This window comes from Bifidobacterium asteroides, from assembly GCF_048001765.1.
Classification (GTDB): Bacteria; Actinomycetota; Actinomycetes; order Actinomycetales; family Bifidobacteriaceae; genus Bombiscardovia; species Bombiscardovia asteroides_K.
Map to the genome: position 1 here is coordinate 716,072 of NZ_CP181447.1, position 19,090 is coordinate 735,161.

The following is a 19,090-nucleotide window of genomic DNA, read 5'->3' on the forward strand; positions in this document are numbered from 1 at the left end:
GACGCGGTCAGTGGCTGGCCACCTCGACGTAGGCATGGTAGGGCTGGTCATGGTCAATGGTCCAGAGGGGGACGAACTCCAAGCCGCTGTCCCGGTGACGGAAGACCAGCTTTTCGCCCTGGCGTTCAAAGGCGGACCCGGGATCCTTCCGGTCGATGTTCAGGCTCTGCATGTCGGTGCTGGGGCTCAAGGCGGCAAGCATGTAGGGGCCCCAGGCCACGGCGGCCAGGGAGGGCCTGTCAGGGGTGCCGATCAGCCGGATGGTCGGGTCGAACGTCAGCGTGACGGTGGTTCCTGACCAGGAATCCAGACCGCAGGCGCTCGCATCCAGGACCGCCACAGCCGGGTCGGTACCCATGAGATCCTGGGAGACGGGGGTACCATCGATGTCGATGTGGAACCTGCCGCGGGTCCAGACGGGGATGCGCAGGGCCAGGCGCGGCCTGTCCAGAGCCTCTATGGTGATGGTCACTTTCTCGGGGTGGCGGTCGTCCACGTCCACGTTCAGGGCGATCTTCCGGTCGATGTCGTTCAGGCTGCAGGGCAGATACTGCTCGATCCACAGGGTCGTCTCGTCCGTGTAGAAGGCTCCATCGGCGTAGTAGAAGTGCGATTCCAGGCCGGTGCCGTGGCAGCAGCTGTTCTCCTCATCGAACTCCTTGCGGCCGCCCGGTTGGGTGGGGAAGAAGTAGAGGCTGCCGCCCTGGGGCACATGGTCGGTGCTGGCGGCGATGTGGTTGAGTGTGGTCAGCTCGGTGTAGTCTGCATACTCCTGGTCTGGGTCGAAGGAGAACAGGAGCGCCGACAGCTTGAGCAGATTGTAGGAGGCGCAGGACTCGGCGGTGTTGTCCTTGAGCAGGGCGCCGATCACGTCGGGCTGCTGGAACATCTCCCCTTGCCCGGTGCCGCCCATGGCATAGATGTGGTGGCCCATGACCGACTTGAGGAAGAACTCGGCCTGCTGCAGGTAGTAGGGCAGTCCGGTATGGCGGAAGAGCTCCACCGAACCGATGACCTGGGGGATGTGCTGGTTGCCATGCAGCCCGCCAAGGGCATCCACCTTCTGACGCATGGGGACCATGAGACGGTCGTTGTCGAAGAGGCGGGCGGCCTCCAGGTGCTCCTTACGGCCGGTGATGGCGTACAGATGGGCCAGGGATTCGTTCATGCCGCCGAACTCGCCGGCGATGTACATGCTCCACATGTTTTGCAACTGCTCGTGGGGGAGACGGTGGACGCGGTCATAGACCCAGTCGCCCAGATCCGAGGCCACGCGCAGAGCCGTTTCATTGCCGGCAAAGTGGTAGGCGTCGATCAGCCCCGCCAGGATCTTGTGCAGGGTGTAGTAGGGCGCCCAGATGGTGGGGTAGGGCGCGTACTGTTCCAGCTTGTCGAACTGGCTCTCGTCGTAGGCCGACAGGAAGCCCGGCTTGGTGGCTCCGCTCTTTGCAAAGGCGGCCTGGACCTCGGCCAGACCGTCGACCAGGTAGGTCAGCTTGGTCCGAATGTCCTTGTCGCCGGTGGCGGCATACCCCAAGGCGTATGCGGACAGGACGTGGCCGGTGGTGTGGCCGCGCAGGTTGGAGTCCGGAGCATCCCAGCCGATCATGGGCTTGGCGCCCTTGGTGTCCAGGTGGGCGGCCCGGCGGAACTCCACCAGGAGCTGATCGTCGTCCAGGGTCTTCAGGAAGGCTATCCGTCGGCGCTGGTTGCCCGCCAGCATGCCATCACCGTGGAGCCGCACCCGGGAGATTGGCACGCGGCGGACCCTGGGGCTGGAATCCACAGGCTGTTCTGGGTCTTCGTCAACCACCTGAACCTTGCATTGCAGGCGGATGTCGCTTCCGTCGATGGACCCCTGGAAGTCGTGCTCGCCGATCTGCTCGTCCCGCTGTCCAACGCCTTCGTCCCAGTTGACCCGCTGGGAGACCTTCTGCCCGTCCTTGGTCAGCACGGCCGTGAACATGGGCAGATAGTAGGTGGCGCCCTTGTGCGCTTTGATCTCGATGGGGTAGACCTTGCGCACTTCAATCTTGTTGGGCATCTGCAGCACGGTCACATCGAAACTGCGCTGGGCCCTGGCACCGCCCTTGGTGACGGTCGCGGTCAATGTCACGTTCCGGTCGCCTAGGCCGTATTCGGGTTGGTTGACCTTGCCTTGAGGGGTCACCCATCGATCGTCGCTGCTGGCCCATCCGATGGTGGTTCCCTCCATCCCTTCGGTCGGCAGTTTCAGGTCGAAGTCCACGGTGCCCGTGTTGCCGATGTAGATCTGACGGGCCGCTTCGTCGACGCAATCCTGATCAGTGTGCATGGATGATGTCATGATGAATTACCTACTTCCTCCGTTGACAGGCGGATTCTGGCCGGTCATGCTTTCCGTCGGGTCGTCTCCGATCCGTCGGCGCCGCTCTGCCCCGACGCCTTGGTGCGCCTTACCTCATCAGTCTATGGACGAAAGCCCGATTGTGAAGGTGGGGGAAATCGTCGAATGGGTGGACAATCTTGTGTCTTTGGCCTGGAGTGGTTCAGGCTGGCTTCTATTCTCTTGCAATCCGTGCAATGGCGCGCTTTCTGAGCAAGGAACGTCCTGCCAGGGGAACTTTGCCGAGCAGCTGCCGGATGGTATTACCGAGAAATATCCACCTTTTTCCATTCTCTTTGCACCTAAGGCCGAGGGACAGAAGATTTACCGTTCACAGTGGAACAGCCTGTGGTTCCACGCAGAGCAAAAGGGTGCCGAACAACGAGGGTCGGTGCCATTGAGAAGCGAGGAGAAGCGTATGGCAACATCATTGGAACATGTCGACGAGCAGTCGGACAAGGACCAGCAGGATTCAAACCTGGTGGTCGATGAATCCGGTCTCAAGGTCGATCATCGTCAAGAGGAGGAATTGGAACATCTAAGATCAGATCGTTCCTTCTTCGGTTATCCCAAGGGCATTGGCATACTGGCAACGGGCAACCTTTTCAACTCCATCTGCTGGGCCTCTTACGGGGCTGTGATGATTTACTATCTCTACAAGCCCTGGACCAAAGGATTGGGATTCACCCAGGGTGAGGCGGCCCAGCTTATCGCCATCGTGGCGGCCATCAATTCCATGTTCGAAATACTGGGTAGCTGGTTGGCTGATCGAGTTTTTGGCGCTCGCAAGGCGCTGGTCATTGGCAATATCACCAAGGGGCTGTCCTGCGGCCTTCTTGCTATCCCTGCATTCTCAATCGGTCAGGGTCGCGCTTTTGCCATAGTGGGCATGGTTCTCATGAACATTCCTATCGTCGGTGCCTCCAACGCCTCGTTGACCGGTATGCTCTTCCACCGCGATGACAGTCGCCGTGACGGGGCCTTCGCCATTCACGCCATCGCGAACAACATAGCGGGCTTTATCACTCCTGTGATTTCTGCTCAATTGGGGCTGGTCAACTATCACTACGGCTTTGCTATCGGGGCGGTCGCGGCCCTGCTCTATGCCGCTATTATCGGCTTGCCCGGTAATCGTTTCTTCGGATCCTTGGGTTCAAAGCCGTCCAGGCCCTTGAGCGCCCAAGAGAAGAAGCGCTACAGTCTAATCGCACTGGTGGCCCTAGTTGTCATTGGTGCTTTCATAGCCGTGTTGCTCTTGTCCAAGAAGGTCAGTGTGAACAGCCTGGCCAATACCGTCAGTTCATGCACATTTGTGGTGGCGATTCTCTTCTTTGCCATTATCTGGCGTTCCAAGCGCATTAGCAGCACTGAACGGCATCGGTTGCGTGCAGTGACTCCACTGTTTATCATGCAAATCGTGATTGGTGTGGATTACGCCATCCAAGGAACCACCTTGCTGATGTTCTTGGATCAGCGGATCAACCGCAAGTTCTGGGGCATCGAAATCGCGCCAGGATCTTTCACAACTATCGTGGGTATTATTTCTTTGCTTTCGGGGCTCTTCTTCAGCTGGTTCTGGGTCACTGATCTTGGCAAGCGTTGGAAGTCGACCAGTCGTCTCTGCTTCGGTTTCTTTTTCTCTGGCATTGCTAATTTCGTCCTGATTGTGCCGACTGTCGTGCTCAATCCTCACGCCGGAAAATACTCGGTGGTATGGCTGTTGGTTTATTACTTGGTCAGCAATTTCGGTGGATTCCCTTACGGTGTTGCAGCTAACTCAACTGTTGCTGCCATTGCTCCGAAATCTTACGAGACGCAGATGCAGACCTCACTAACCTTGTCTGCAGCCATCGGTACCGCCATCATGCTGGTCGTCTACGGAAGGTTGAAGTCGCTGGATCAGCAACTTCCTCTATTCCTCATCATCGGCACTTTGGAAATTGTTGTTGCTGTTGTGGTAATGATGTTCAGCAAGCGTTTTGAATCCATGATTCTCGATGATTGATGAGTGGACTGGTCTTTGTCGAGCGATGATCTCGACAAAGACCGCGTGATAGTAAAGAGGCGAGCATTTTCGCAACAGCCCTGTGCTAGTTGTTGATAGCGGCACCGGAGGTCATCAGCAATTTTGCGGCTTCCGGTGCCGCTCATTTGTACGGATGCAGCCATTAATTGATTGCTGCGGTCATCATCCGGTCGGTATTAATGTCCTCGCCCAAGGTGAAGGTGTGCTCGCCGGTCCGCATGGAGCCCATGACTTGGTAGAAATATTGGGCGGGCTCATTATGCTCCCATATGCATACGTCCGGCCACATTGTGCTCAGGATTCTGAGACTGCCCAGGGTGGTGGTCAGTACGGTCCACGAGGATATGGTTCCCTTTTCGGCCCGTTTTGTGGCTGTTCGGGAACCTGAATCAGATTCTGAGCAGGGGAGTGGTCGACGGTCCATTGCAAGAAGGAATCGGGGTTGATTCAGGGGCAAATCAGGGGTTTGCCGGATGTTATCTTCCGCGCAGATCGGCTATTCATATACATAGAGGTGGATAGCAGAATGTACGCACGAGGACGTGGCAGGTGAATGAAACATGACTTGGGCCTTACGTGATTTGAAAGCCAATAGTGGCATCTGGGCTGGCGTCTTTATCGTTCTTGTGGTTACCCAAACCCTGCTCTGCGCCATGAGTGTGAGTATGGGAGTCAACAGCTATTACCAGGGTCTGTCGGTCAAGACCAGAGATCCCGCCAAGAGTCTGGCTTCGGCCCTGAGTCTGGTCTTCCTCACGGTCATTGTGCTCGGCTGCTTGGTGATCAAGCAGACACTGCAGGCATCAATTCGCCAACGTCGGCGAGGCCTGGCCCTTATCTCGCTGTTGGGAGCCACGCCTAAGCAGATCCTGCTACTTACACTTTTGCAGGTGATCATTCTGGTTCTGCCGGCCTCCCTTGTTGCCGTGGCTCTTTCACCTGCGCTGGCTGGAAGGATCCTCGATTGGTATTCCACCGGGATGCGAATACCGGTGCATTTCGCTTTTACCTGGCGCGGTTTTCCGAGGTCTGCCCTGACTGGTCTCGCAGTGGGGTTGGCCACGGCCGTCTTGGCGACCAGCCGAACATTGCAGGATTTGGGAAAGATGACACCAGTCCGGGTGGTGCGCCGTGCTGAGGAGAGCGAATCGATTGACCGCCCCCGACATGGACGTGGTCTTGTATCCCTTTTTCTTGGGCTGGCCTTGCTGCTGTTGCCGTTGCCTGTCTTTGCCTATCTTTCGCACAGCGGCTCTGGGCCCTTGGATCCTAAGCAAGTCCAGGCGGTCATAAGTGCCGTTGGAAGTGGACCGCTTTTCGCCATTCTCTTGCTTCTGATTGCCTTGGCACGTTCTGGGGGACCAGTTATAAGCTGGGTCACTCAACTTTGGACTGCTCTGGTGCCGTCATCGTCTGCCGTCTGGCGGATAGCGCGTTCACAGGCTGTGGTCAGGAGTCGAGACACTACATTCGGCTCAACAGTTATAGCTCTGACTGCCTGTATGTTTCTGGTCGGCGGTCTGTTGGCTGCCGGAGGCACCAGTACCGTCGCCATGAACAAGGTACCGGGAATAGCGAATGCCACATCAGGTGGAACCTTGGAGTTGCTCTATGGTTTCTGGGCAGCGTTGCTTGTCGCCCTGGTCGGCGTGATCGCGGGATTCGCTATCGCCGCTCGGGATCGTGACCTCGATCTGGCGCTCCTGTCAATCGCTGGGGCAAAACCGCAGCAGCTTACTGCTATATCCACATTGGACGGCACCATCGTGATGACTACAGGCATTATCATCGCAGCAGGCGGCACCGGACTGGTCGGACTGAGCACAGCTATGGTCTACTGGCCCCTTATACACAGTCTGTGCGTAGTTTTTCCTTGGCAGTTTTTCCTTTTCTGCGGGTTGCCAATCATCGTCGTCGGGTCGCTGGCAACCATGCTGACGGCGCGGCCTGCATTGAGACGCTCGCCCATAGCTATTCTGCAAGGTGCCATAGGCGAATGATTGACAATGAACTTTTACTCCTGGGCTCGCGATGCGTAATTGAGCGGTCTTGCCAAGCACTGATCTCGGCCATGGCTGTGTGACATATTCATCAACCTGCAGTTCCTTGCTGTATTGACCAGTGCTGGTCAATACAGCAAATACATGTTGGCTGCTCGAAGATGGGTATCGCCATTATGGCACGTTAATCTTGAGGAGATCCTACTGACGATTAACTCTTTAACTGAGAAGTGGATAAACAATTGGCGGTCAAATTTGTGTATTGAGTACAGTGATTCGTGTCAGTCGGAACAAGGCTCGATCACCCAGACTTCCACATATGTCACAGTGTTTGATCGTGGTTGCCGGTGGTCATCAAGGTAAGAATCATTCGATTCTTATCGCGCTTGTACACCAGGAGCCAGTCTGCGTCGACATGTAGCTCCTCATATTTGGACCAGCGTCCTTTCAACTGGTGATTTCGGTATCTACGTTTAAGCAGTGCTGAATTGTAGTCGGCCAAATCGTCGAGCACTTGATCGAGCCTGCTTAAGTCGAAATGCTTCTTCTTGATTTTCTTGACATCACGCAGAAACTTCTGTGTATATGCAAACTCATACATGATGGATGATGTCTTTCATATTCTCTACATGACCCGCACGAGTGACCGGCGAAGCCTCAGCGTCCTCCATTTCCATGTCAAATTTGGAAAGTTGGGAGCGAAATGGAAGTCCTCCTTCGCGCAGGGACTGAGAGAGAAACATGTTAATCGCCGTGCCGAGATCAAGACCTAGATCTTCGAAAAGCTGTGAGGCTCGACGCTTCATATCTTCGCTGGTGCGAATTTGAATTCGCGCTGTCTCTTTCATTACTTTCACCTTCCGATTGCTCAATTAGTCCTCGTTATCTCCAGAATTATATCATTCTTGCTCCGATTGGAGTTGTCTTGGAGTTGTCTTGGAGTTATTTTAACTCTGAAAATAAAGCAAAGAGATGACCAAGAATTCATGAATAAGATTGTATGGACAATATGATGCACTAGAAATGCAAAGATATGGATTCTTGAACCGTAAAGCGGTATGAAAAGGGCCAGCCAAGTTGCCTCGGCTGGCCCTTGTCTTGTGGAGCTGCGGGGAATTGAACCCCGGTCCGGTGACCGCACCCTCAGTCTTCTACGTGCGTAGTCTGCTGGCCTTTGTGGCTATCTGTCTGCCCCCACCTGTGTCGCAGACAACCGGTGGCGGGCATAGCCGCAGTAAAAGTCCCCGAACCGCCCTGTGGCGCGGCAGTTCAGGCAAGTCTTCTTAATGACGCTCAGCATCCCCCCGAAGGCGAAGGGGAGTGAACGGAGCAGCTGCTCACTGGTTAATCCTGGCGCGAAGCTCAGGCAGCGAGAGCGAACTCAGTGCGGTTAGATTTAGCACTTGTTGTTTGCGGGAGGACATTAACGAGCGGACCCCCGCGTTCTCGGCACGCTTCCCTGCGACGAACAGGTCACCGTCGAAACCGATCAGCCCCAATCTTGAATTATCAAGCTCCGCTGGCGCCAATTTGGGCCAGCCTCGTCAGTATACAACAGATGGACGCTGCGGATATTCCCGTTCTCCCTCGGCATTGACTCCAATTCGGTCAAGCCACAGAGCCCAGTCGGCTGGTGGCATAGTCGCTGAAGGCATGCACCTCCTCCACGTCCTCGTGGAAGGCCTCGCGCTTGGTGTCGTTGAAGAGGAAGACGTTGAAGCGAGGCATGTCATCACCGGCAAAGGGGATGAAGCGCAGGCCGTCGCCGGGATGCACGCCGGCCGAGGTGATCAGGCTGCAGACCAGGCCGGATGTGGTCACCATTTTCAGTGTTTCCACGTCGGAGACCTCAATCAGATGACTGACCGGTTCAGACAGGTGAATCAGCCGTTGGGCGGCCTGGGCATGGACGAAATCGCGGTTGAGGGTGGCGAAGGGGACATCCCCGGGAAGCATGGACAAATCCTCGGGGTGCAGGCTGGTCATTCCCGCCGTGCCCAGCCGTTCGACCATGGACTGGGTGCAGACCATGCCGAAGGGGAAGGAGGCCAGCTTGGTCGTCTCCACACCATCCACGCTCAGCGACTCGTTGACGCTGGCAACCGCCCCGTAGTCCACACGGTGGGCCTCTATCTGGCTCAGCAGCTTTTGGGACCCTATGGTTTCTACGGTCGTGTTCTTGTCTGGTTCGCACTGCCCTTGCCGCCCCTGCCCGGAGCTCAGCAGTGAAGAGATGATGGGTGGCAGGCCGATTGTGCGCCGTCGAATCCCGGTCCTCGCAGCCAAGGCCTCAGGCAGGGAGTTAATAAGGTCCAATGCCTGGCCGACGTGGTCCACCACTGTTCTTCCGGATTGGGTGAGCTGTGTGCCGTCACCTGCGCCGAAGCGCTGCCTTTGGACCAGCCTGGTTCCCAGACGTTTTTCCAGTCTTCTGATGGCCTGTGAGACGGCAGGCTGGGAGATGCCCGCCTCCAACGCGACGTCGGTGAAACTGCCGTACCGGGCCAGCATGGTAAGCAGCTCGAGGTCGCGGACATTGTCCATATAGGTCATGAGCCGCTTCCCTTGATTGGTGCTCAGATTATTGCTTGTCTTTATTGCTTATCCGTCAACTTTGGCGAAAGACTACTTATAAGAACCATATCATTATCATCTGGACTTGAGAAGATTGACCCTTGAAAATATTGACAGATCATGACTCATGACTGGGGTCCGGCCGCCACGATTATTGATTATCAATCGTGCCGGCCGGACCCCAATTTCAATGTCGCAAGAAGCGAAGATGCAGATTTCGCTCAGGCGTCGTAGTGCCACTGTGCCTTGGCAACGGCGGCATCCACGTCCTCAATCGGCTCACGGTTCAGGCCTTCCTGGACCGCCTGTGCAGCTACAGCAGTGGCGACTCGACGTGAAATCTCCTTGAGATCGGCTACCGGCGGCAATACGGCGGTTCCGGGCTTGTCCACGTCGATCATGTCGGAGATGGCGTAGGCTGCGGCCAACAGCATCCCCTTGGTGACCAGCCGTGCCTTGGCGACGATGGCCCCGAAGCAGATGCCGGGATACATGAGGGCGTTGTTGCCCTGTCCGATGGAATAGGTGACCCCCTGGTAATCAACAGGCTTTGAGGGGGTGCCGGTGATGACGAAGCCGCGGCCATGGGTCCAGGCAATCACGTCGGCAGCCTTGGCCTCGGCCAGTTCCGTGGGGTTGGAAATGGGGCAGATCAGAGGCCGCTCCACATGCTTGGCCATGGCCTCAACAACATCCTGGTTGAAGGCTCCGGCCCTGGTCGAGGTGCCGATGAGCACCGTGGGCTGGAAGGCGTCGACAACCTGAGCCAGTGAGGTCTTGTCGGTGACTGAGGCGAACTCATCCGGCTTGCGGGCGTAACGGGTCTGACCCTCGGTCAGATCATCCTGACCCTGCTCGATCAGCCCCTGACGGTCGAAGAGCAGGACCCTACTGCGTGCGGTCTCGGGATCCATGCCCTGACGGATGATCAGGTCGTCCACGATCTGGTCGGCGATGCCCACACCGGCGGTCCCTGCGCCGAAGACCATGATCCTGGTGTCCTTGGGGTCGGCTCCGGCGATTTTCCTGGCGGCGATCAGGGCGGCCAGTACAGTCACGCCGGTGCCCTGAATGTCGTCATTCAGGGTCAGGATCCGGTCCTGGTAGCGCTTGAGGACAGGCGCCGCCTCGGGCCTGCCGAAGTCCTCCCAGTGGATCAGGGCCTCCGGGTAGCGCTGCAGGACCTGCTGGACGAAGTCATCGATGAAGTCGTCGTAGCGCTTGCCTCTGACCCTGGCGAAGTGGTTGCCTACGTAGTCTGGATTGTCCAGAAGGGCCTGACGATTGGTACCGACATCCACCATCACCGGCAGAACGCGCGAAGGGTCGATGTTTGCGGCGGCGGTGTAGACCGCCAGCTTGCCCGTCAGAATCTCAGCACCCTGTGCACCCCAGTCGCCGATGCCGAGAATGCCTTCCGCATCGGTGCAGACCACCAGGTCGATGGGTCGGTCGCCGGCGTACTGGTCCAGGGCGTCGCCAATCCCCTCGGGGTGATCAATGGAGATGTAGGCCACGTCGCTGCCCGAATAGAATTCGTCGTAGCGTTGGATGGACTGGGCCACAGTCGGGGCGTAGACGATGGGCATGTACTCAGTCAGGTGCTTGTCCATGCTCCTGTAGAAGAGCCGACGGTCGGTGCGGCAGACGCTCATCAGGTAGAGCCGCTTGTCCAGATCGGTGGGCTGGGCCAGGAAGCGGCGGTAGACGATGCGCTCGCGTTGTTCGTCATCCTGCACAGCGGCAGGCAGCAGCCCGTCCAGCTTCAGCTCGCGCCGTTGCTCATAGTCGAATCCCAGTCCCCGGTTGGCATAGGAATCGTTGATGGTATCGAATCCTGTCATGGTCTCACTTGTCCTTCACGATCGGGGCCGGCCGCGTTGCCGGACCTCTGCAATCAGCCTAGAAAAGCCCCTTGCTGACCGGCAAATAAGCATCGTCTATATGTTGCTAAGGGGATCATTTCAGTCTTTGACGGGTCTTTGAGGTCATCAACGACTGCCGGTTATGGCTTCCTACATATAGGCAGCGCTTATTTGTCGCCCCTGTCGCCTGCCGCATAGCATAAGTCCACATGAGCAAGCCGACGAGGAGGTCGGCGGTTTTCAGGCGGTCATACGCCGAACCATGAGCGAAGGAGCAATGATGGGTGAAGCAGTACGAACAGGCGGGGGCGGGGGAGACCCCCAGACACGGGCCACTCAGCCTTTCAATACGGGCCAGCTGGTCAAGGCTCTGATTTGCGTGGCGGTAGGGCTGGTCATCTTCCTGATTCCGCCTCCCAAGGGTCTGACCCCCCAGGGCATGCACATGCTGGGAGTCTTCGTGGGCACCATCCTAGGGCTGATTCTGCAGCCTCTGCCCACATCAGCAGTGGCCATCATCGGCATGACCGTGGGGATGCTGACCGGGGCGCTGGATCCCAAGAAGGCGGCTTTCAACGGACTGGGCAGCGCCTCCATCTGGCTGATTGTGGCGGCCTTCTTCATCGCCCAGGGATTTGTCTCCACAGGACTAGGACGCAGAATCGCGCTGGTCTTTCTGTCTAGATTGGGCAAGTCCAGTCTGGGCATAGCATACGGGCTCTCGGCCGCCGACCTGGTCCTGGCTCCGGCCACTCCGTCAAACACAGCTCGTCTGGGCGGCATTCTTTTCCCAATCATCACCTCCATAAGTGACGTGCAGGATTCAAAGCCGGACACTGATGAGTCCCGGCGACGCATCGGCGCTTACCTGGCGATTACGGCCAACAATGTCAACGCCATCACATCGGCCATGTTCCTGACGGCTATGGCGGCAGGCCCGGTCGTCGGGCAGCTGGCCCAGAAATTCCATGTGGACATCGGGTGGGGCACCTGGGCCCTGGCCGGCATCGTGCCCGGCCTAATCTGCCTGATTCTCATTCCCGCCCTGATCTACCGCATCTTCCCGCCCACCCTGCGGAACGTGCCCCAGGCTCAGGAGGATGCCAAGGATGAACTCAAGGGACTTGGTCCGCTGAGCATGCACGAGTGGATCATGGCCGTGACCTTCCTGGTCATGCTGGTCCTCTGGGCGACCGGCTCGGTGATACACATCAACTCCACCACCGTGGCCTTCCTGGGCGTGGCCGTGCTGCTGTGCACCAAGATCATCACCTGGCAGGACATGGTGGCCAACAAGTCGGCCTGGTCAACACTGATCTTCTTCGGCGTCCTGGTGGGCATGGCGGAACCGCTGAACACCCTGGGCGTCACCACCTGGGCAGGGGAGATCATTGCCGGACTGGTCAAGGGCATGCCCTGGGTGCTGGTCCTGGTCATTCTGACGGTCTTCTACTTCTTCATCCACTACATGTTCGCTTCGGAGCTGGCCCAGGTGGCGGCCATCTACACGCTCTTCGTCAGCGTGGCCGTGGCTGCCGGTGTCCCCGCCATGCCTGCGGCGCTGATGCTGGGATGCGCCAGTGGTCTGATTGGCGCCATGACCCATTACGCTTCCGGGCCGGCGGCCTTGATTTACGGTGCCGGATATGTCAAGACCTCCGAGTTCCTGCGGATTGGTCTGATCTGCGGACTGGTGACCGTGGCCATCTTCCTGACCGTGGGCCTGGGCTGGTGGCGGCTCATCGGCATCTGGTAAATTCCGGATTCCGTTGATATAGATCTGGTGCAGATATAAGTTTGGTCCCGTCCAGTCGACAGTTCGACCGGGTGGGACCAAATCTTGTTCAAAGTGCGTGAATCATTTACCCTGCTGGCCCAGGTAGTCGGGGATGTGTTCGGGATACTCGGGCCAGGCGCCCTGCTGGGTGCAGACGAAGGCGGCGGTGTTGACGGCAGCCCGGTGGGCCTGAGTCAGGGAGGCTCCCAGCAGGCGATTGATGGCAAAGGTGCCGGAGAAGGCATCGCCGGCCCCGACCGTGTCAGCCACGGTGATCTCAGGCGTGGGCAGGTGGGAGGACTGGCCGTCCGCCAGGTAGATCGTGCTGTAATCGCTGCCGGCGGTCAGCACGATGGTGTCCAGGTGCCACTGGTCCATGAACCAGTGGCAGAGCTCGTCGTCGGTGGCTCCGGGAACGTGGAACATGTCGCGCAGGGTGACCAGCTCCTCGTCGTTGAGCTTGAAGACCGTAGCCATGTCCAGCAGCTCCTGGATCAGATCCTTGCTGTAGAAGGTGCCACGCAGGTTGATATCGAAGAAGCGCATGGCATGGCTCTTGGTGTGGCGCAGCACCTGCAGGCAGGTCTCGCGGGACTGGCTGCTGCGCATGCCCAGCGTGCCATAGCAGACCGCATCGGCCTTGCTGGCCAGCCCGGCCAGGTCATCCGTGTATTCCAGATGATCCCAGGCAACATCGGGCTTGAAGACGTACTGGGGAATGCCCTCGGTCAGTTGGACCTCGACGGTGCTGGTGGGGTGGTCGTTGTGTTGCAGGACGGCATCGACGCCGGCCTTGTGAACAGCCTCCTCAAGCTCCCGGCCCAGGTCGTCGCGTCCCACGGCGCTGATGGCATAGCCTTCCGCCCCGTTCTTTGCGGCGTGATAGCTGAAGTTGACCGGTGCGCCACCGGCCCGCTTGCCTGTTGGCAGGACGTCCCAGAGGATCTCGCCGATGCTGAGGACCACGGGTTTACTGGTCATGGTGTTCCTTTCCTGATGACGGACGATGCGCCCGCTTTGTGCTTGTTGATTTCACAGCTGTGCGGCCCATGCTGGCCGGGTGTTCCAAAAATTGGTTGGCTGCTACTGCGGCGGCCCCGGTCAGCGTGGCATCGGCAGGTAGGTTGGAGAGCAGGATTTGCGTGTGCTCGCGCAAGCCAGGCAGGGCTCGCTGGGACACCATGGCCCGAACACGTTCCAGCAGATGGTTTCCGGCGGCGGCTACCATGTCTCCGATGACGATCTGGGCGGGGTTGTAGGCGTTGACGATGGTCACGCAGCCATACCCCACGTAGTCGGCTATCTGATCCACCAGGGCCTGTGCGAGCGGCTGACCTGATCGGGCCTGGTTGAACAGACTTGCGCAGGCCTTGGCGTGGGTCATGGCCTCGACTCCAGGGAAGTGATCCCGCATATCCGGCCGGCACAGGCGGCGGTGGATGGCTACCGCCGAGCAATAGCATTCCAGACAGCCACGGTTGCCGCACTCGCAGGGCAGACCGTTCAAATCGATGCTGACGTGGCCTATCTCGGTGGCCGCTCCCTGGCTGCCGTCCACCAGGGCGCCTCTGTCGATGACTCCCAGCCCAACGCCTTCGCCCACCAGGAAGTAGGCCATGCTGGATGCGCTCACGCGGGGGTCGAAGAGGCTCTGGGCTAGCGCGCCGGCTCGGGCGTCCTGCTCGATGAAGGTAGGTACACGGAAGGCCTGACCGAATTCGTGGATAAAGTCCACCCCACGCCAGCCGGGCATGCTGGTAACCAAGGCGATGCGGCCGGACTCGCGCAGGTAGGGGCCCGGTACGGCCACGCCCACGGCCACGATGGCGGGATTCGCCTCCAGTCGTCTTTCCACTCGAGTTCTGACCTCGGATACGGCATCGGGGATGTCATCGGGGTTGACGGGGGGCAGCTCCTCCGAGCTCAGCAGACGACCGCTGATGTCGAAAACTCCGATGCTGACCAGGCTGCGGGCGAACTTGACTCCGATGACCTGGTAGCGGTCGGCGTTCAGGGCCAGGCCGATGGATCGGCGGCCGCCCTCTGAGCCCAGGTTGCCGGTCTCGCTGATCAGGCCCAGGCCGATCAGACGGCCTACCAGCTTGCCCACCGCAGCTGGCGTCAGATTGAGGTCCCTGGCCATCTGGGCTCGTGAACTGGTGCCATGCTGATGCAGATACTGCACGATGCGTGACTGGTTGAGCTCGGATAGGGCCTTTGGTGTGCTGGCGTATGGACTGCCGCGCATGTCAACCTCCTCCTTGAGTGGTACAGCCACGCGATCTCCGCGTACTTTATGAACAACGTTTATACATTAACATCGTTTATTAATCTTGCGCAACCTGTATCAACTCGTTTCAACCTGTTAAAGGTTTCTCGACAGAGGCAATTCACCGTTGGCCGCGTCATCATCAGCTTAAAAAGTTCGTCAGCATGTACCCCTTACCATTGCGATGGATCGTAGTTCTTGCAGGCTCACCGCCCTGCGCAAGCTGCTTATGCGTTGGATATTAGATTCTGCCAGTGCCCGCTCGTACTGGGTGCTGGTATCTCTCCTCGTCCCCGGCGTATGGGTAGACTGATGCGGTGGCCATCGATGGTCGTGGCTGGAGCATGCCGTTGATGGTGTCGTCAATGGTATCAGTCTGTTTCGGGAAAGGTCTGCAGCATGAGTCTTGAAAATGGTATCGACGCCGTCGCCGATCCGCCTAGGGAGCGGCCATTGGCCCTAATTCCCCGGCCGCTCCACTTGCAAAGGGATCGGGGCCAGTTGCTGTTGCCAGTGGCGGGCAGAATTGTCTGCGGTACGGTGGTTGACCAGGAGCTGGGTTCCGTCCTGAGCGACCAGTTGACAGATACCATTAAGCAGGCCACGGGAATGGTCTGGGATCATTCGCGAGGGCAGGCGTGGAACGGCGCGATCAGTCTGGATCTGGACCAAAAACTTGATTCCCAAGAGTATCTTCTGCGTATCGCCGATCAGGGAGATCGCCACCCGATCGTGGATATCCGCGGCGGCGACGGTCAGGGACTGCGATGGGGGGTGCAGACCTTTCGCCAGATCATCATGCAATGCGGTCCTGTGCTCCCGGCCCTGCACATCCAGGACCGCCCCGCCTACCCAACGCGCATCTACAGCCTGGATGTGACCCGCGGCCGGGTGCCCACCATGGACTGGCTGCGGCACTGGGCGGACATATTGGCCCTGTATAAGTTCAATCAGTTGCAGCTCTACATCGAGCACACCATGGCTTTCCCAGGCATGAGCGAGGCTTGGAGGGGCACAAGCCCTCTGGAGCCAGGGCAGATTACCGACTTTGATGACTATTGCGCCCGCCTGGGCATCGAGTTGGTCCCTTCGATTTCCACTTTCGGTCACCATTACACCAACCTTCGCACTCGCGGATTCAGGGATCTAGGCGAGTTTCCCGAGCAGGCGGACCGGACTTACTCTTTTATAGAGCGCCAGGAGCATCACACCATCAATGTCAACCATCCGAAGGCCCTGGCATTCTCTACAGGGCTGATTGATGCCTACGCACCGCTTATGCGTACGCGAAATTTCAATATCGGCGGAGACGAGACCTTCGATCTGGGCAAGGGACGCTCGCGGCAGGACGGTTCCAGCAAGGATCCTGCTGATATGTATGCCGATTATCTGATCAGTCTGTGCAGTCACCTGCATGCACAGGGCCGCCATCCCATGTTCTGGGGCGATGTCGCTGTGTCCATGCCCAAGGTCTTGGACCGGTTGCCTAAAGACTGCACGTTGCTCAACTGGCTCTACGACCCACAGGTGGAACCTGACAAGGTTGCCCTTGTGGCCTCCACAGGAGCCCGGCAGGTAGTCTGTTCAGCCGTTCACGCCTGGAATCTTCTCCTGCCCGCAATTGACGATGCATGGAACAACATCAGCCGTCTGAGTCGATACGGGATCCAGTACGGTGCAGTTGGGGCCATGGTCACCGATTGGGGCGATTACGGGCACATCAATGATCCGCGCATGAGCTTGCCCGGTATGGCCTACGCTGCCCAGTGCTTCTGGAACCCCGATGACGATGATCGAGCCCAGGTGGATAGGGATATGGGCCTGCTGATTTATGGGGATGCGACAGGGGACTATCTGCCGGCACTGATCCAGGCGGGCTCCAGTGCGGTCTTTGGCTGGGAGGATATGGTCCGCTACTGGGAACTGGATGACGGCCATGGGGGCCTCAACCAGGATGTGGCTGATTTCCTGGCCTCTGCATTGCCAGGCATGAATGGGCTAAATTCATCTGCCGATGTCAGGGAAGCACGCCGGAATATGCTCATGGCTTTGCGTAATCGTTTTGAGCAGGTGGATCAGCGTGACGCTCTGCTGGTCGACGCTGCTGCACGCATGGGAAGAGCCGCCGCAGAATGCCGGGCTGATGCGCGCAGAACTCTCCAGGCTCAGTTGATGGCTGTCCATGGTCAGCGCCTCTTCAACGCGCTGGGTCGCAGTCTGGCCGTTCGCCATGGCGTTCTGCCCGGAGCTAAGGATGCCATGGCCGACGGGGACTTGGCCGATGCTTTGGAGATCTGGTTCGAGTCTTACGCCACGGTCTGGCGTCAGGTCAGCCGCGAATCGGAGCTGGGGCGGATCGCCTCTGTGATCTGGGGCTTCGCCGACATTCTTCGGAAGGGATGAACTCCTGATTAGATCGGTCGCGATGGTCATATTGAAAGATGGGAAAAATGCGAGAATGACCATCAATGAGTAGAGGATTGCTCTGCGGCATTTTGAGCTTTCCATGCATAGTGTCTTAGGTTTGCATAGATGTCGAGTTGAACAAATCGCTCAAGCATCTGCCCGTCGGTCATCGCCTTGGCTGGTTTCTTATGTCAAGGTTTGAAACCGGCGGGACAGATTATCGGACCAAAAGGAGTTCGGCTTTCGTCGTCGGGTACCTGTTGGGTAATGGACCCTATGCGGTGAAGGAGCTTCTTGAAATCAACTGAGTGGAACCAAGGGCGGAGATACTGAATCTACATAATTTAACGAATTGACAAAATCAATCCGTCCCTCTACCCTAATGTTCAGGAGGCAGGAATTGGTTTCCTCCCCTGTGAACGCCGTAAAGGCAACTGCATTAGGCAAAGGAGCATTTCGGATGGGTCTGTGGGACATTGACAAGATCGAATACGTGGGTCGCCAGGGCGTCAAGGAAGGCCTGGGCTTCCGTTACTACGACAAGAACAAGGTGGTGGCCGGCAAGCCAATGAAGGACTGGCTGCGCTTCGCTGTGGCCTGGTGGCACACCTTCAACCAGGGTCTGGTGGATCCCTTCGGCGATCCCACCGCGCAGAGGCCCTACTACCGCTACACCGATCCCATGGATCAGGCGCTGGCCAAGGTGGATTACGCCTTTGAACTCTTCACCAAGCTGGGGGTCGAGTTCTTCTGCTTCCACGATCGCGATCTGGCTCCCGAGGGCGACACCCTGCGCGAGACCGACGCCAATCTCGACAAGGTGATCGACCGCATCGAGGCCGCCATGAAGGACACGGGCGTCAAGCTGCTCTGGAACACCTCGTCGCTCTTCACCAATCCTCGTTTCGAGGCCGGGGCCGGCACCTCGCCCTTCGCTGACATCTATGCATACTCGGCAGGCCAGCTCAAGCACAGCCTGGAGATCGGCAAACGGCTCGGTGCCGAGAACTACGTCTTCTGGGGTGGCCGCGAGGGCTACGAATCCCTCTGGAACACCCGCATGAAGGAGGAGCAGGACCACATGGCCGCCCTCTTCCACATGTGTGTGGACTACGCCAAGGAGATTGGATTCGACGCGCAGTTCCTGATCGAGCCCAAGCCCAAGGAGCCCACCCTTCACCAGTACGACTACGACGCGGCCACCACCATCAACTTCCTGCGCACCTACGACCTGCAGGATAACTTCAAACTCAACATCGAGGGCAACCACGCCAACCTGGCCATGCATACCTATCAGCATGAGGTCCGAGTGGCCCGTGAGGCCGGATTCCTGGGATCCTTGGATGCCAACCAGGGTGACAAGCTTATCGGCTGGGACATGGACGAGTTCCCCTCGGATCTCAACGATGCTACCGCAGTCATGTGGGAAGTGCTGGCCAACGGAAGCATCGGCCCCCGCGGAGGTCTGAACTTCGACGCCAAGCCGCGCCGTTCCTCCTTCCTGCCTGAGGACCTCTTCAGGACCCACATCGTGGGCATGGATACCTATGCTGCCGGTCTGCTGGTCGCAGCCAAGATGCATGAGGACGGCTACATCGAGCAGCTGCAGCAGGAGCGTTACTCCTCCTTCGAATCCGGTATCGGCTTGACGGTAAAGGACGGCACGGCCACACTGGCCTCCCTGGAGGAATACAGCCTTGACAAGCCGCAGGCCGAACTGATCGCCGCCGACAAGTCCGACCATCTTGAAGTGGTCAAGGCCACTATCAACAACTACATCGTTGAGACTCTGGCTCAGGCCTGAGATT

13 protein-coding genes and 1 other RNA gene are annotated in these 19,090 nt (G+C 58.3%); 5 read left to right on the top strand and 9 right to left on the bottom strand.

Annotated elements, in window-relative coordinates:
* Positions 1 to 7 precede the first annotated feature (7 nt).
* The gene (locus ACNAOV_RS02685) at positions 8 to 2,326 is read right to left on the bottom strand and encodes a beta-L-arabinofuranosidase domain-containing protein (protein ID WP_416517861.1); all 2,319 of its coding nucleotides are present in this window, start codon (positions 2,324 to 2,326) and stop codon (positions 8 to 10) included.
* On the opposite strand from ACNAOV_RS02685, the gene ACNAOV_RS02690 reads away from it, so the two are divergent.
* Positions 2,313 to 4,370: a peptide MFS transporter gene (locus ACNAOV_RS02690; protein WP_416517862.1), complete on the top strand. Its 2,058-nt coding sequence runs from the start codon at positions 2,313 to 2,315 to the stop codon at positions 4,368 to 4,370. The two genes, ACNAOV_RS02685 and ACNAOV_RS02690, sit on opposite strands and share 14 nt — an antisense overlap.
* Before the next feature lie 163 nt (positions 4,371 to 4,533).
* On the opposite strand, the gene ACNAOV_RS02695 is transcribed toward ACNAOV_RS02690, so the two are convergent.
* Entirely contained in the window at positions 4,534 to 4,680 is a 147-nt protein-coding gene (locus tag ACNAOV_RS02695; RefSeq protein ID WP_416517863.1) for a hypothetical protein, read from the bottom strand.
* Positions 4,681 to 4,951: 271 nt separating this feature from the next.
* Between ACNAOV_RS02695 and ACNAOV_RS02700 the strand changes: the two genes are divergently transcribed.
* Positions 4,952 to 6,391: an FtsX-like permease family protein gene (locus tag ACNAOV_RS02700; RefSeq protein WP_416517864.1), complete on the top strand. Its 1,440-nt coding sequence runs from the start codon at positions 4,952 to 4,954 to the stop codon at positions 6,389 to 6,391.
* 322 nt (positions 6,392 to 6,713) lie between these two features.
* On the opposite strand, the gene ACNAOV_RS02705 is transcribed toward ACNAOV_RS02700, so the two are convergent.
* From ACNAOV_RS02705 to ACNAOV_RS02725, 5 genes are all read right to left on the bottom strand, one after another.
* Positions 6,714 to 6,992 (bottom strand): type II toxin-antitoxin system YafQ family toxin, encoded by a 279-nt coding sequence (locus ACNAOV_RS02705; RefSeq protein WP_416517865.1) that lies wholly within the window; start codon positions 6,990 to 6,992, stop codon positions 6,714 to 6,716.
* Complete coding sequence (locus tag ACNAOV_RS02710; protein WP_416517866.1) at positions 6,985 to 7,239, bottom strand: type II toxin-antitoxin system RelB/DinJ family antitoxin; 255 nt, start codon at positions 7,237 to 7,239, stop codon at positions 6,985 to 6,987. Before ACNAOV_RS02710 ends, ACNAOV_RS02705 begins: the two co-directional genes overlap by 8 nt.
* Positions 7,240 to 7,489: 250 nt before the next feature.
* Positions 7,490 to 7,888: a transfer-messenger RNA gene (gene ssrA, locus ACNAOV_RS02715) on the bottom strand.
* A 111-nt stretch (positions 7,889 to 7,999) separates the two neighbouring features.
* Positions 8,000 to 8,944, bottom strand: a complete 945-nt coding sequence (locus ACNAOV_RS02720) for a LysR family transcriptional regulator (RefSeq protein WP_416517867.1) — start codon at positions 8,942 to 8,944, stop codon at positions 8,000 to 8,002.
* A gap of 242 nt (positions 8,945 to 9,186) precedes the next feature.
* Positions 9,187 to 10,809, bottom strand: coding sequence for an NAD-dependent malic enzyme (locus tag ACNAOV_RS02725; protein WP_416517868.1), 1,623 nt, complete (start codon positions 10,807 to 10,809; stop codon positions 9,187 to 9,189).
* A gap of 301 nt (positions 10,810 to 11,110) precedes the next feature.
* On the opposite strand from ACNAOV_RS02725, the gene ACNAOV_RS02730 reads away from it, so the two are divergent.
* The gene (locus ACNAOV_RS02730) at positions 11,111 to 12,586 is read left to right on the top strand and encodes a DASS family sodium-coupled anion symporter (RefSeq protein WP_416517869.1); all 1,476 of its coding nucleotides are present in this window, start codon (positions 11,111 to 11,113) and stop codon (positions 12,584 to 12,586) included.
* 102 nt (positions 12,587 to 12,688) lie between these two features.
* Here the strand turns inward: ACNAOV_RS02730 and ACNAOV_RS02735 are convergent, their stop codons facing one another.
* Together ACNAOV_RS02735 and ACNAOV_RS02740 are read right to left on the bottom strand one after the other, a co-directional pair.
* Entirely contained in the window at positions 12,689 to 13,588 is a 900-nt protein-coding gene (locus tag ACNAOV_RS02735) for a carbohydrate kinase family protein (protein ID WP_416517870.1), read from the bottom strand.
* Positions 13,578 to 14,855: an ROK family protein gene (locus ACNAOV_RS02740; protein WP_416518129.1), complete on the bottom strand. Its 1,278-nt coding sequence runs from the start codon at positions 14,853 to 14,855 to the stop codon at positions 13,578 to 13,580. Before ACNAOV_RS02740 ends, ACNAOV_RS02735 begins: the two co-directional genes overlap by 11 nt.
* 420 nt (positions 14,856 to 15,275) lie before the next feature.
* Here ACNAOV_RS02740 and ACNAOV_RS02745 point away from each other — a divergent pair, with 420 nt between their 5' ends.
* Complete coding sequence (locus ACNAOV_RS02745; RefSeq protein ID WP_416517871.1) at positions 15,276 to 17,279, top strand: family 20 glycosylhydrolase; 2,004 nt, start codon at positions 15,276 to 15,278, stop codon at positions 17,277 to 17,279.
* Positions 17,280 to 17,742: 463 nt separating this feature from the next.
* Entirely contained in the window at positions 17,743 to 19,086 is a 1,344-nt protein-coding gene (xylA, locus tag ACNAOV_RS02750; RefSeq protein WP_416517872.1) for a xylose isomerase, read from the top strand.
* The last annotated feature ends 4 nt before the right edge of the window (positions 19,087 to 19,090 follow it).